Below are 13,037 nucleotides of genomic sequence, written 5' to 3' on the forward strand. Positions count from 1 at the left end.
ATCCGGGCTTCGCTCGTGCCGAAGCCGCCTGCGGTCGGACTTCGACCGGCTTCGCCCACTAGGCTGGGGCGCGATGACTTCGCCGAACGCGGTTCCCGATCGGATGCTCACCCGCATCGGTGGACTGCTGCGCAAGGCCGAGGCCACCGACAACGAGCACGAGGCCGAAGCATTCCTCGCCGCGGCTCAGCGCCTGGCCACGAAGTCGTCCATCGACCTCGCTGTGGCGCGGGCGCACATCGCGGGACGCGAGCGCAGGCCCACGCCGGTGCAGCGGGTCATCCCGATCGGTGAGCCGGGCAAGCGCGGGTTGCGGACCTATGTCCAGTTGTTCGTCGCGATCGCGGCGGCGAACGACGTGCGCTGCGATGTCGCCCGTACGTCGACGCAGGTCTACGCGTACGGATTCGACTCCGACATCGATACCTGCGAGGCGCTCTACGCCAGCCTGCTCGTGCAGATGGTGCGCGCGTCCGACCAGTACATCAAGTCGGGCGCATACAAATCGGCCACCGTCGAGAAGATCGTGGTGGAGAAGCGATGGGGTCGTCCGGTCCGGCGCCGGGTGCAGGCGCCGGTCGCGGGTGTGACAGCGCGGCTGAACTTCCAGATGGCGTTCGCCGCGCGGATCGGGCGGCGATTGACGGAGGTGAAGGCCGAGGTCGAAGCGGAGGTGTTGCCACGGGAAGCCGAGGCCACCGGCACGGCGCTGGCATTGCGCGCCAAAGAGATCGAGCTCACAGACTTCTACGCCAAGACGTCGGAGGCACGGGGCACCTGGCGCGGCCCGCAGGCGTCGGCGGGGCATTCGGCGGCGGCGCGGGCGGCGGGGGATCGCGCGGGCCGGGCCGCACGGATCGGTACCTCGCCCGAACTCCCGGCTGCCCGGCGGAAGTTGAGCTCATCCGAGGGTGGTTGACCAGCGTGCACAACCTCGGGCGTGCGGGCGGGCGTGGCCGCGCGCCATCGGCGGGTTTCGGTAACCGGCTGGTGCCCGCTGTCGCGAGATCGGCTTCGCGACCATGACGGCGCGCGACAGCCAGCGCGCCAAGGTATACGACGCCGAGCAGTTGGTACGCGGGGTGTTCGATCGCGCCGACGAGCACGGTGCGCGCACCGTCGAACTCTACGGTTCGCAGCTCACCTTGCCGATCGAGCGACGCTTCGCCTCGGTGGAATCCGTGCAGAGCTATGCGGACAAGGTGCTGGCTCTCAATTGGGTACGGGCGCGGTGGGACCGGGCCGCCGTGGCGGTGCGCGTCCGCTCGCGGGCCGGGACCACCGCCGCGCATTACGAGGCGGCCGAGAACGTATTAGCGGTTCCGCTGCACACCGGCGGGAGCGCCTGGGCGCTGCGGGAACTGGTGATCTTGCATGAACTGGCGCATCACCTGGAGTCAGCCCCTGGGTCGGTGGCCGCGCACGGACCGGAGTTCTGTGACCGCTATGTGGAACTGGTCGACGGCGTTATCGGTCCTGAGGCGGCGTTGCTCTTGCGGACGACGATGCTGGGCTGTGGGGTACGGATCGGGTAAGGCCGCACGTTCAGCGGAAGACCACGCGCCAGGAGACAGGGGTTTTCGTGCGGTCATGTGGGCGGACCCTGTCGGACCAGGGCGCTGACACGAGAGAATCGCTCCTGCCACCACGCGGTGCGGTCGGCATCGGGTTGGCGATGGCTTTCCATCAGCTGCGGGTCCGGCTCGGGTGGGGTGCGGAGAACGGGGAGATAACCGTCCGAGGCTCGCAGCGCGCCCGGCGTGACATCGCCGGTGAGCAGGCTCAAAGTGCCGAGACCACAGGCGAAGTCGAGTTCCGGCAGCGCGCCGGCCAGCGCCAGCTGCGCGGCGAGGCCGACGCTGGTCTCGAGCGCGGAGGAGACCACACACGGCAGTCCCGCCGCCTCCGCCACTTGCAGGGCGCGCCGGACGCCGCCGAGCGGCGTGCATTTGAGGACGGCGATGTCGGCGGCCCCGGCGACCGCGACCCGCAGCGGGTCTTCGGCGCGGCGGATGGATTCGTCAGCGGCGATGCGGACGTCGACGCGGCGGCGCACCGCGGCGAGTTCCTCGATCGTCCGGCAGGGCTGTTCGACATATTCCAGACCCCCCGCGGCCTTATCGATTCGCTGGATGTGGCGCACGGCGGTGTCGACATCCCAGACCGCGTTCGCGTCGACCCGGATCGCGCCGTTGCGGCCGAGCGCGTCGCGTACCGCCTCCACCCTGGCCAGATCCTCGGCGAGCGAGTCGGGGTGGTCGGCCACTTTTACCTTGGCGGTGCGGCAGCCGGACCGGCCCACGATCGCGTGCGCCTGCTCCGGGTCCACGGCGGGCACGGTGCAATTGATCGGAATGCGATCGCGCACCGGCGCGGGCCAGCCCGTCGTGACCTGTTCCAGGGCGGTGGCCAGCCATGCGACGGCCTCCCGGTCGTCGTATTCGGGGAACGGACAGAACTCGCCCCACCCGAGCGGTCCGTGGATCAGCATTCCCTCGCGCACCGTGATGCCACGGAAACGGGTGCGCATCGGAATGGCGTAGACGATGTTCTGCGCTGCGGAGTCGCTCATCGCCGCCCAGCTTATTCGGCCGCCGCCGCGGCTCGGGGATTGCGCACGCGGACTCGAGTAGTTTCCCGGAGTCGCCCGGACGACCGACGCGGGATCGTTGGCGTCATGATCCAGACCGGTACCCCGCAGCCCTGGCCGCCGTACGGCATGCCGCCGGGGCCCGCGCGTCCGCCCGCCGGGCAGCGGGCGGTGCGGACCTGGGACGTCGTGCTCGCCGTCGTGCTGTACTGCGTCGCGGCGGTCCTCGGCCTCGCCGCGGCCTACTTCACCGTCTTCTTCGCCTTCGCCACCGACCCGTGCGGGCCCGACAACTGCCGCACCGACTACCTGGGCTGGGCCTTCCTGGTGTCCTGGGGCGGCACCGCGTTCGCGATCGTCGGCGTGACCGGGATGCTCATTCTGGCCGCGGTGAAGCGCTGGTACATGTGGTATTGGCCGGTGCTTGCGATCGTGCTGATCGTCGCCTCGTTCGGCGGCGGCCTCGCCCTGGCGTCCCAGGTCTACCCGGGAAACTGAGCCGCCGAGATGCTGGGTGGCGGTGCGCCGCTGCGCGCCACCTGTCGCTGTTGCATGTCCTTTCCTCCCCTCCCCCGGATGGTCAGTGGAGCTGTCGTTCGGGGTAGTCGGTCATCCCCAGTACTCGCCGCGCTTCTTTCGCTCCTCCACTTCGGCCAAGTACGCGGCTTCCTGGTCGGTGCCGAGCTTGTCTTCGTCGCCGAATCGGTCGCGCAAGTGGATTCGCTCGTTTTCCGGTACGGCGTCGCGGCGTGCGTTGAATGCCGCCCATCCCGCCTCGATCTTCGCCCGTTCCTCATCGGAGATATCGACGGGGTGCGGGTATTCACCGGGTGCGTAGAAAGTTTTCCCGTTGATTTCTTCCGGCATTTTCCTATGTCCTTTCTATGGCCGGGGAACTTCGCGCATTCGAATGATGATGCGCCCTGTATCCGGGTCGGGGAATTTGTTCTCAACATAGAACGGGGTGTCTGTCTTGAATACGACTTCAAGTTCTTCCGGCACGCTGGAATGATGGCCGATGTAGCGCCCGTCTGCCGACCATATCTGCATTTCCACCGGCCTATCCTTCGCGGCCGCCGAACTGGCCGACGCCGAGGTGAACGGCGCTTCGGTCACCGTTGATCCGGGCTCGTACCGTGCCAGGTCTTCGGGGGACAGCTCCACGCGCCGGGTCACCGGCCCTTCGTACTTGGGGCACTTGTCCAATGCGGCATTCATGGCATCACGCTCGGCTATCTGCGCGGGTGTCAGGTTGTCGCCGGATCGGATAGCAGTATTGAGTGGTGCGCTGTCGCCGGTGTAGCGGCCGATCGCGTCGATATCCGCGCGCGGCAGATCCGGTTTCGGGATGCCTTCGGGATGCTCGATCTTGGGTAGCTCGATCGGGTCCTTTTTCGGCGGCCCGACCGGATCGGGTTTGACCGGCAGGCGCCCGCCCGGCAGATTCTCCAGGTCCCGCACATGCCGGGCGATATCCTCGTCCATCTTCACGCCGGCCGCGATCCGGCGTTCGGTCTGCCATGTCTCGATGTAGAGCCGGATCGGGCGGGCGTAGCGTGCGCAGATCGCGGCGGCACCGGCCACCCCGACCGCTACGGAGGCACCGAAGGTGATCCAGCTGGACGCCACCGAAATAGCGACGTTGAGGGCCAGCTCCGCGAGCAAGGCGTCCCGGATCGCTTCGAGTTGGGTTTTGAGGTTGGCGCGCAGTTCGTCCAGCGCGACGCGGTGGTCGCGGCAGGACTGCGCAAGATCGTTCATCGCGGCAATCACCGACTCGGCGGACGCTTTGACCGTGCGCAGATCCTCATCGATGAACGCGACTTCGGGCGCGGTGAGTGAGTCGAACGCGACCGCGGCGGCTTCGAGAGCGGCCGGGAACGATGCCACCGTGTCGGAGGCGGCGGTTCGTGCCCACGTATCGGCCGCGTTGGAGATGGTCGTGGCGTTGCCGTCCGGCACGATGATGCCGATCATCTCGGCGAGCCCGATTCCCTCATCCGCCAACCCGTTTCCGGGACCGCCGGCCGAGGGCAACGGGATGCGGCACACCACCACCGGAGGCATGAACGGCGCAGGCTGGGCGGGCGGCGGCGCTGTCTCACCCATCGTCGCTTTGTGCTCGGCTACCTCGTGGTTGTATCCGATGGTCTGCAATATCGTGGCGTAGTCGTGCGCGGCGGTGGCGATTTTCGACACCATGCTCAGAATGGCAGCGGCCCGATTGTCATAGGACTCACCCCATTTTTTCGCATCCGAATACGAGCCCGCCATATTCGTGGCCTTCGCCATATTCGGCCACTCGCCGTCAATCGACATCCAGAATCGCGACGCGGCATCGGCGAGCTTTTGTGCGGTGTCGTAGTAGACCGGCACCGACACGTCGAGCACGGTCACCGCGCGGCCCCGACGCCACGGCCGAGTACGGCGAGATTGGCCGCTACGGCATCTTCGTATTCCTTACGCGCGGACACGGCAGCGGCTTTCATCTTCGCCAGCCCGTCACGAATTTTCGCGGCGGCAGCGGTCCACTCTGCGTGAGCCGTGGCGTGCGCGTCGGCCGCCTCGCCGCTCCAATTGCTCTGCACTGTCGCAACACGCTCATCGATCTCGCGCAACGAGTCCTCAACGAACCCGTTCAGCCCCTCTATGCGGGCGGTCACGGCTTCCAAGTGGGCCAGGTCTACTCGGTACTCGGTCATAAGTCGTTGCCTTCAGTGGATTCGGGTCGGTTGTCAGACCGGCGGCAGGCTCAATGAGCTGTATCGGTCGGCGGCCGCGGTGTCGGCGGCCGCACTGCGATCCACCACCACGCCTAGTAAGTCGGCCATGTCGGCCAGCGCTTCGAACACACCAAGTGCGGCGGTGTGTGTCTCGTCCCAGGCGACCGCGTAGGCGGTAGCCGCCGCGCCGCGCCAACTCGACATGAGTCCGTCGACTTCGGCGCTGGCCGAATGCAATCCGCTGATCAGTGCTTGTGCGGTCTGCTGCACATAGCGCCCGGCATCGGAGACGTGTTCAGGCACCACGGTGAAGGTGGTTGTGGCGGACGGATTGTGCGTCAACTTCTCTGCCCTCTCATCCCCCCACAGGATGGTTTCGAATAGTTGGACGTACCGCGTAGTCGTTCGGTTCCATCCGAATTGCAATCTCTCACATCGAGTCTGGATCTGCTGAACTACCTCCTGGCTGGGCCTTCCTGGTGTCCTGGGGCGGCACCGCGTTCGCGATCGTCGGCGTGACCGGGATGCTCATTCTGGCCGCGGTGAAGCGCTGGTACATGTGGTATTGGCCGGTGCTTGCGATCGTGCTGATCGTCGCCTCGTTCGGCGGCGGCCTCGCCCTGGCGTCCCAGGTCTACCCGGGAAACTGAGCCGCCGAGATGCCGGGTGGCGGTGCGCCGGTCATGCTGAAGGCATGGCGTGGCATTTCCGGCGGCGAACGACCGATGCGCTGCGCGTGGCGCTGGGTTCGGTGATCGTGCTCGGATTCGGCTGGCTGATGGCGTCTTTCGTCCCGCTCTACGATGTGCTCGCGCGCGACGGCGAGGCTGGTAGTGGAGCGGGGTATCTCCCGTGGGCGCAAGTGATCGCCTGGACCGGCATCGTGGCATCGGTGCTCGCGGCGGTGTTCTCGGCGCTGGAGAAAGTGCGCGACGGCAGGCCGATCGCGTGGACTCCGCTCATCGCGATCCCGTTGATTCTCGAATCCTGGTTGGTCGGTTTCCTGATCGCGGCAGTACTCGTCTCGTACTGATCGGCCGTGACATCGGCGCATGTGCGGTTCGGCGCGGCCGACCGCCGAACGCCCGCCACCGGCGTGCGTGTTCGCGCGACGAACACGCACCGCCGGTGGCGCGGCTGATCACAACCTTTCGACGATGGTGGCGTTGGCCAAACCGCCCGCCTCACACATGGTTTGCAGGCCGTAGCGGGCGCCGCGGTCCTGCATGGCGTGCACCAGCGTGGTCATCAGGCGCGCGCCGGACGCGCCGAGTGGGTGGCCGATGGCGATCGCGCCGCCGTTGACGTTGACCTTCGCCAGGTCCGCGCCGGTGTCGTGCGCCCAGGCCAGCACCACCGGCGAGAACGCCTCGTTGATCTCGACCAGATCGATGTCCGACAGCTGTAAACCGGCGCGCTGCAACACTTTCCGGGTCGCGGGGATCACCGCGGTGAGCATCAGTAGCGGGTCGTCACCGGCCACCGCGAAGCTGTGCAGCCGGGCGAGCGGTTTCAGCCCGAGTTCTTTCGCGCGCTCGCTGGTCATGATGAGTACCGCCGCGCTGCCGTCGCTGACCTGGCTCGCGGTCGCCGCCGTGATGGCCCAGCCGATCTGCGGGAAGCGGGCGGCCATGGCCGGGTCGTAGTAGGCGGGCCGAAGTGCGGCCAGCGTGTCCAGCGTGCTGCCGACCCGGATGCCCTCGTCGGCGGCGAGCCCGTTGATGGGCGCCAGTTCCCGGGCGAACAGGCCGTTCTTGGTGGCGAGCGCGGCCTTGTCGTGACTGGCGAGCGCGAACTCGTCCAGCTGGGTGCGGGTGAGTCCCCACTTCGCCGCGATCAGCTCGGCGCTGATGCCCTGCGACACCAGGCCCTCGGGGTAGCGCTCGGCGAAGCCGGCGCCGGAGATGTCGTCCGAACCGATCAGATTGGCGCCCATGGGAATCCGGCCCATCGACTCCACGCCCGCGGCGACCACGATGTCATATGCGCCCGCGATCACGCCTTGCGCGGCGAAATGAATCGCCTGCTGGCTGCTGCCGCACTGCCGGTCGACGGTGGTCGCCGGGACGGATTCGGGATATCCGGCGGCCAGCGCGGCGCGCCTGGTCATGTTCGCGCCCTGCTCGCCGAACTGGGTGACGACGCCGCCGATCACGTCGTCGATGAGTGCGGGATCGATGCCGCTGCGGTCCACCACCTCGCGCAGGCTGTGGGCCAGCAGATCCACCGCGTTGACATTGTGCAGTGCGCCGTTCGGCTTGCCTTTGCCGATCGGGGTGCGAACCGCTTCGACAATGACCGCGTCTCTCATGGTGCTTCCTTCCGGACCGAGAGCCGGGCCGCCATGCCTGGCTCTATCAACACATAGTCAGATTACCTCTGGCCATAGTTGAGGCAAGTCAGCTTCGATATGATGTTCGTCATGGCAGCAGTGATGGAAGGACCGTTGGCCGATCTCAGCGCGTGGAAGGCCGACGAATGCTCGATCGCGAAGGCGATGGACCTCATCGGCACCCGCTCGGCGGTGCTCATCCTGCGCGAGGCGTACTACGGGACGCGGCGGTTCGACGGGTTCGCCAGCCGGGTCGGCATCACCGACGCGGCGGCCGCCGCCCAGTTGCGCAAGCTCACCGAGGCGGGCTTGCTGGCGAAACGGCCGTATCGAGAGGAAGGCAAGCGCACCCGGCACGAATACGTGCTCACCCGGATGGGCCGGGATCTGCTGCCCGCCGTGCTGGCGCTCATGCAGTGGGGGGACGCCTACTTACAACCGGGACCGGCCCCGCTGCTCTTGGTCGAGGAAGCCACCGGCGACCCGGTGCGGGTGCAGGTGCGCAGCGAATCCGGCCGTGAGATCGAACTCGAGGAACTGGGGGTCCGGCTCAACGAGGAGTATGCCCGGCGGCGACGCGAACGCCGTCGATCGGACGCGACGGACTGAGCGCGCCACCCGCCCTCCAGTCGATGGTGTGCCAGCGTTCCGCGCAGTGGATGATGCCGCGGCTGGATCGCTGCCCGCCGGACGTGCGCACCGTGCTCACGGTGCCGGACGTGCGCACCGTGCTCGTGGTGTCGGATGTGCGCGCGGCGCAGCACCGGACGAGCGCGTGACGCAGTGCTCAGTTGAGCCGGGCGCCGTCGATGTCGAAGAAGTAGATGCGCTTCGGGTCGGTGGCCAGCCGCAGGCGGGTGCCCTTCACGGGTGGGTTGCGCCAATCGGCTCGGGCCACAATGGTTTCTCCGGCGCCGTCGGTCCCGCCCTCGGCACTGGTGCGGCCGTAGATGTAGGCGTCGGAGCCGAGTTCCTCCACCACGTCCACTTCCATCTCGATGCCGGAGCCGTTACCCAGCTCGAAGTGCTCCGGCCGGATGCCGACGGTGACGGTGGCCCCGGCGGCGTCCGCCACCGAGCGCGGCAACGCGAGCGCGTGCCCGCCCAGTTGGACTCGGCCGTCGGCGACCGGGAGCGTGAACAGGTTCATGGCCGGTGAGCCCATGAATCCCGCGACGAACACGTTGGCCGGATCGCGGTAGAGGTCGCGCGGCGTGGCGCACTGTTGCAGCAGGCCGTCCTTCAGCACGGCGACCCGGTCGCCCATGGTCATCGCCTCGACCTGGTCGTGCGTGACGTACACCGTGGTGGTGGCGAGCCTGCGCTGCAACTGCGCGATCTGGGTGCGGGTCTGCACCCGCAGCTTGGCGTCCAGGTTGGACAGCGGCTCGTCCATCAGGAACACCTGCGGCTGGCGCACGATCGCGCGGCCCATCGCGACCCGCTGGCGCTGGCCGCCGGACAGCGCCTTCGGCTTGCGATCCAGGAAGGGCTCCAGGTCCAGCAGCTTGGCCGCCTCCAGGACCCGCTTCTCCTTCTCCGCCTTGGCGACCTTGGCCAGCTTCAGCGCGAAGCCCATGTTCTCGGCCACGGTCATGTGCGGGTAGAGCGCGTAGTTCTGGAACACCATGGCGATGTCGCGTTCCTTCGGCTCGGCGTGCGTCACATCCCTGTCGCCGATCAGGATGCGGCCGCCGTTGACGTCCTCCAGCCCGGCGAGCATGCGCAGCGAGGTCGACTTCCCGCAGCCGGACGGGCCGACCAGGACCAAGAACTCACCGTCCTCGATCTCCAGATTCAGCCGATCCACCGCGGGTGTGGTGGACCCGGGGTAAAGCCGCGTCGCGTTGTCGAAGGTCACCGTGGCCATGACGAATTCACATCCCATCCCGGCAGGAACGTGCCGGACGATCCGAGTAAGGGTGCGGCGATCCTATCGGGCCGGTCGGCGATGAGCCATGTCAGCGTGTGCGCGCCTCGAAGAACGCGCGCGGGACGTCGACGAGCATCGCTCCGATCTGCTCTTCGGTGACGCCGTGGCCGAGCACGTAGGGAAAGACGTCCTCGAACAGGTGGGTGTAGTGCCACTGCGGCAGAGCGGCCAGGGCGGCCGGCTCGATCCAGTCGATGTAACAGCTGGCGTCCTGGGACAGCACCATCCGGTCGGTGTAGCCGCGGCGCACCATTTCGATCAGCGTGTCCGCGCGGGCTTCGAAGGTGGTGTCGAGGTTGATGCCGAAGCGGTCCATGCCGAGGACGAAGCCGGCGTCGGCCAAGTAGGCGAGGTGATCGCAGTCGGTGGTGTCGCCGCTGTGGCCGAGCACGATGCGGCAGGGATCGACGCCTTCCTCGTCGCACATCACGCGCTTCACGTCCAGACCGCTGCGTGACTCGGGATGGGTGTGCACCGTGATCGGTACACCGGTCTCGAGATGAGCCCGGGCGACCGCGCGCATCACCCGCTCCACGCCCGGGGTGAGTCCTTGCCGGTCGATCGCGCACTTGAGCATGGCCGCCTTCACACCGGTTCCCGCGATGCCGTCGCGGATGTCGCCGACGAACATGTCGACCATGGGGTCGGGGACCTGCGCGCCGACGATGTCGTTCAACGCGGGCCCGCGGTAGTGGAAGAAGAACGGGACATCGCCGTAGGTGTAGACACCGGTGGCGACCACCAGGTTCAGCGGCACTTGCTCGGCGATCCGCTGAATGCGCGGGATGTAGCGGCCCAGCCCGACCACCGTCGGATCGACGATCGTGCGCACACCGGCGTCGTAGGCGACTTGCAGCCTGCGCACCGCGTCGGCGATGCGTTCGTCCTCGGAGCCCCATTCGGCCGGATAGTTCTGCTGCATATCCCCGGTGAGCACGAAGACGTGCTCGTGCATCAATGTCACTCCGATATCGGCGGTATCGATCGGCCCGCGCACCGTTTCCAGCGTTGACATGGCAGTTTCTCCTCAGCTCAGCTGCGCACTCGGGGGAATGCTACGAACCGGTATGTGAGACGGACCATATTCGCCGACACCGAAACTTCGTACAACTTTCGTGCGGTGCGCACATAGAGGCGGCCGGCTCAGAGCGCCGGGCTCGGCCGCAGTACCGCCGGTCCGAGCCAGCGCGCGGCCTGCAGCGCCAGGTGCAGGTGCAGCGTGCGGTCGTGATCGTCGAAGACGTGGCCGATCAGCTCGACGGCCTGCCCCACCCGGTATTGGATGGTGTTGCGATGGACGGCCAACTCCTGCGCGGCCGCCGCGTAACTGCGGTTGTTGGCGAGGAAAACGCGCAGCGTTTCGCGCAGCCAGAGATTGCGCTGGTTGTCGATGGCGAGTTCACCGAGGCAGTCGGCCACGTATCGGCGTAGTTCCTCGATGTCATCACTCAGTAGGGCGATGGCCGCCACCTGCTCATGCGACACCGCCCGGGGCGCGCCGTGTCCGGCGAGCAGCACGAGTTCGCGTACCCGGTCGGCCTGGCGCAGGCTGCGACGGAATCCCGCGACACCGCCACCGCGCCCGCCGATCGCCACCCACACCGGCAACGACAGGGCCGCCAGCGCGCGCTGGATGGCGTCGATATCGATCGTCATGTCGCGGGAGACGGAGAACCACATCCGGACCTCGCGTTCGTCGGTCGGCACCAGCAGCGCCCGGCGCGGGTAGCCCAGCGGCGGCGCCAGCGCCGCGCGAACGGCATCGAGGACGTCCATCGCGGCCCGCGCCGAGAGCTGCGGCTCGGTCCAGGCGTTCACCGCGACGTGGTGGCCGGTCAGGGGATAGCGCAGCACTTGCTCGGCTCGGCCGATGTCGTCGGTCGAGCCGTCCAGTACCCGGGCCACCCACTCTTGGCGCAGGCCGCCGCGGCTGCCCACCCACCGGTCGCGTTCCTGTTCGTAGGCGATGCCGACGTGCTCGCACACCCGGTCGATGTACACGGCGGTGCGATTGACGATCCGGATGATGGCCGCCGCACTGTCCGGACCGCCCAGTTCCACGGCGTAGCGCATCGCGACATCGAGGAACCCGGCGTGCCCCACCCGGTAGGCGCGGATCAGCGCGGACAGCGGAACATCGCGCTGGGCGAGCGTGCGCGCGTACACCAGCGCCCGCGCCGGGGCGTGCACCTCGTGCTCGGCGGCGTCGTTCTGCACGAAGTCCAGGAGCGACATCAGGTTGTCGGTGGTGCCCGCTTCGAACAGGCCCCGCAGTCTGGTGTCCGAGTCGAGCGCCGCGACCTGCGCGCGCATGGACGCCGACAGCTCGGCGATCAACCGGTCACGATCACGCAGGATCGTCGAGACGACCGAGCGGACCACTTCGTCGTCGCCGTCGGTCACACCCGGCACCTCCCTCCGCCCGCTCGGCATCGCGTCCCCAACCTAGCTCGCGCCGGGCGTGTCGGCGCGCGCCGTGGACCGGTGGCTGCCTGCGGGAAGGCGACCGCGCCGGTAGCCTCGGGCGGGGGCGGGCCGAGCGACGAGGAGAGTGCCATGAGTCGTCCAGTTCGTATCGGAGTCCAGCTACAGCCGCAGCACGCGCCGGAGTACCGGCTCATCCGCGACGCCGTGTTGCGCTGCGAGGACGCGGGTGTCGACATCGTGTTCAACTGGGACCACTTCTATCCGCTCACCGGCGATCCCCAGGGCGCGCACTTCGAGTGCTGGACGATGCTGGGCGCGTTCGCCGAGCAGACCGAGCGAGTGGAGATCGGCGCGCTGGTCACCGGCGGCGGCTACCGCAATCCGGACCTGCTGGCCGATATGGCGCGCACCGTCGACCACATCAGCGGTGGCCGGCTCATTCTCGGCCTCGGCGCGGGCTGGTTCCAGAAGGACTACGACGAGTACGGCTACGAGTTCGGCACCCCGGGCAGCAGGCTGGAGCTGCTGAAGGAGACCCTGGCCCGGATCAGCGCCCGGCTGCCGAAACTGAATCCGCGCCCGACCCGCGACCTGCCGATCCTGATCGGCGGCGGTGGCGAGAAGAAGACCTTGCGGCTGGTCGCGCAGTACGCCGATATGTGGCACACCTTCGCCGACCTGGACGTGCTCGCACACAAGAACAAGGTGCTCGCCGAGCATTGCGCCGCCGTCGGCACCGACGAAGCGCGCATCGAGCGCTCGGTGCAGTGGCCGGGGCTGGAGAAGGCGGCCGCCTTCGTCGACGCGGGCGTGACGACCTTCACCATCGGGGTCAGCGGACCGGACTACGATCTGGACGCGGTCGCGGCCGCCGTCCGATGGCGTGACGAGGTCAACCCGGAACCGGTCAGCGGCCTGGCCTGAGGACGGATTGCCTGACGGCTGGCGCGGCGCCGCGTGGCGTTCGAATCAGCGTGATCGAAATCTCGGCAGCCGCGCGGGCATCGGCTTCCCCTCGCGCCGACCTCGGGG

Annotated in this window: 17 protein-coding genes; 8 read left to right on the forward strand and 9 right to left on the reverse strand. The window is 68.0% G+C overall.

Annotation, left to right across the window (positions count from 1 at the left end):
* The first annotated feature begins 73 nt into the window (after positions 1-73).
* Positions 74-919: a DUF2786 domain-containing protein gene (locus tag NA8_RS20185; RefSeq protein WP_245663919.1), complete on the forward strand. Its 846-nt coding sequence runs from the start codon at positions 74-76 to the stop codon at positions 917-919.
* Between the two features lie 103 nt (positions 920-1,022).
* Positions 1,023-1,535, forward strand: coding sequence for a TIGR04338 family metallohydrolase (locus tag NA8_RS20190; protein WP_063051930.1), 513 nt, complete (start codon positions 1,023-1,025; stop codon positions 1,533-1,535).
* A 53-nt stretch (positions 1,536-1,588) separates the two neighbouring features.
* Here NA8_RS20190 and NA8_RS20195 read toward each other — a convergent pair whose 3' ends face one another.
* Positions 1,589-2,572: an o-succinylbenzoate synthase gene (locus tag NA8_RS20195; RefSeq protein ID WP_063051931.1), complete on the reverse strand. Its 984-nt coding sequence runs from the start codon at positions 2,570-2,572 to the stop codon at positions 1,589-1,591.
* Positions 2,573-2,677: 105 nt separating this feature from the next.
* Between NA8_RS20195 and NA8_RS20200 the strand changes: the two genes are divergently transcribed.
* Complete coding sequence (locus tag NA8_RS20200; RefSeq protein ID WP_063051932.1) at positions 2,678-3,088, forward strand: hypothetical protein; 411 nt, start codon at positions 2,678-2,680, stop codon at positions 3,086-3,088.
* 111 nt (positions 3,089-3,199) lie between these two features.
* On the opposite strand, the gene NA8_RS20205 is transcribed toward NA8_RS20200, so the two are convergent.
* From NA8_RS20205 to NA8_RS20220, 4 genes are read right to left on the reverse strand one after another with little or no spacing between them, the layout of a single operon-like run.
* Positions 3,200-3,457, reverse strand: a complete 258-nt coding sequence (locus NA8_RS20205; RefSeq protein ID WP_063051933.1) for a hypothetical protein — start codon at positions 3,455-3,457, stop codon at positions 3,200-3,202.
* A 15-nt stretch (positions 3,458-3,472) separates the two neighbouring features.
* A complete protein-coding gene (locus NA8_RS20210) occupies positions 3,473-4,987 on the reverse strand; it encodes a hypothetical protein (protein WP_063051934.1) in 1,515 nt (504 codons plus the stop codon).
* Positions 4,984-5,292: a WXG100 family type VII secretion target gene (locus tag NA8_RS20215; protein ID WP_063051935.1), complete on the reverse strand. Its 309-nt coding sequence runs from the start codon at positions 5,290-5,292 to the stop codon at positions 4,984-4,986. Before NA8_RS20215 ends, NA8_RS20210 begins: the two co-directional genes overlap by 4 nt.
* A 33-nt stretch (positions 5,293-5,325) precedes the next feature.
* Positions 5,326-5,655, reverse strand: coding sequence for a WXG100 family type VII secretion target (locus NA8_RS20220; RefSeq protein ID WP_063051936.1), 330 nt, complete (start codon positions 5,653-5,655; stop codon positions 5,326-5,328).
* 137 nt (positions 5,656-5,792) lie between these two features.
* Between NA8_RS20220 and NA8_RS33880 the strand changes: the two genes are divergently transcribed.
* Entirely contained in the window at positions 5,793-5,963 is a 171-nt protein-coding gene (locus tag NA8_RS33880; protein WP_157106800.1) for a hypothetical protein, read from the forward strand.
* A 44-nt stretch (positions 5,964-6,007) separates the two neighbouring features.
* Positions 6,008-6,346, forward strand: coding sequence for a hypothetical protein (locus tag NA8_RS20225; protein WP_063051937.1), 339 nt, complete (start codon positions 6,008-6,010; stop codon positions 6,344-6,346).
* A 108-nt stretch (positions 6,347-6,454) separates the two neighbouring features.
* Here NA8_RS20225 and NA8_RS20230 read toward each other — a convergent pair whose 3' ends face one another.
* A complete protein-coding gene (locus NA8_RS20230; protein WP_063051938.1) occupies positions 6,455-7,624 on the reverse strand; it encodes a thiolase family protein in 1,170 nt (389 codons plus the stop codon).
* A gap of 99 nt (positions 7,625-7,723) precedes the next feature.
* Between NA8_RS20230 and NA8_RS20235 the strand changes: the two genes are divergently transcribed.
* Entirely contained in the window at positions 7,724-8,254 is a 531-nt protein-coding gene (locus NA8_RS20235) for a winged helix-turn-helix transcriptional regulator (RefSeq protein ID WP_174550111.1), read from the forward strand.
* A 23-nt stretch (positions 8,255-8,277) separates the two neighbouring features.
* Positions 8,278-8,424: a hypothetical protein gene (locus NA8_RS33885; protein WP_157106801.1), complete on the forward strand. Its 147-nt coding sequence runs from the start codon at positions 8,278-8,280 to the stop codon at positions 8,422-8,424.
* An 8-nt stretch (positions 8,425-8,432) separates the two neighbouring features.
* Here the strand turns inward: NA8_RS33885 and NA8_RS20240 are convergent, their stop codons facing one another.
* From NA8_RS20240 to NA8_RS20250, 3 genes are all read right to left on the reverse strand, one after another.
* A complete protein-coding gene (locus NA8_RS20240) occupies positions 8,433-9,515 on the reverse strand; it encodes an ABC transporter ATP-binding protein (protein WP_063052010.1) in 1,083 nt (360 codons plus the stop codon).
* A 91-nt stretch (positions 9,516-9,606) separates the two neighbouring features.
* Positions 9,607-10,593 (reverse strand): phosphotriesterase family protein, encoded by a 987-nt coding sequence (locus NA8_RS20245; protein WP_063051939.1) that lies wholly within the window; start codon positions 10,591-10,593, stop codon positions 9,607-9,609.
* 128 nt (positions 10,594-10,721) lie between these two features.
* Positions 10,722-11,981, reverse strand: a complete 1,260-nt coding sequence (locus NA8_RS20250; RefSeq protein ID WP_169810532.1) for a PucR family transcriptional regulator — start codon at positions 11,979-11,981, stop codon at positions 10,722-10,724.
* 153 nt (positions 11,982-12,134) lie between these two features.
* Here NA8_RS20250 and NA8_RS20255 point away from each other — a divergent pair, with 153 nt between their 5' ends.
* The gene (locus NA8_RS20255; RefSeq protein WP_063051941.1) at positions 12,135-12,929 is read left to right on the forward strand and encodes an LLM class F420-dependent oxidoreductase; all 795 of its coding nucleotides are present in this window, start codon (positions 12,135-12,137) and stop codon (positions 12,927-12,929) included.
* Positions 12,930-13,037 lie beyond the last annotated feature (108 nt).

Origin of the sequence: Nocardia arthritidis NBRC 100137 (genome assembly GCF_001612765.1) — a bacterium.
In the GTDB taxonomy this organism is placed as follows: domain Bacteria; phylum Actinomycetota; class Actinomycetes; order Mycobacteriales; family Mycobacteriaceae; genus Nocardia; species Nocardia arthritidis.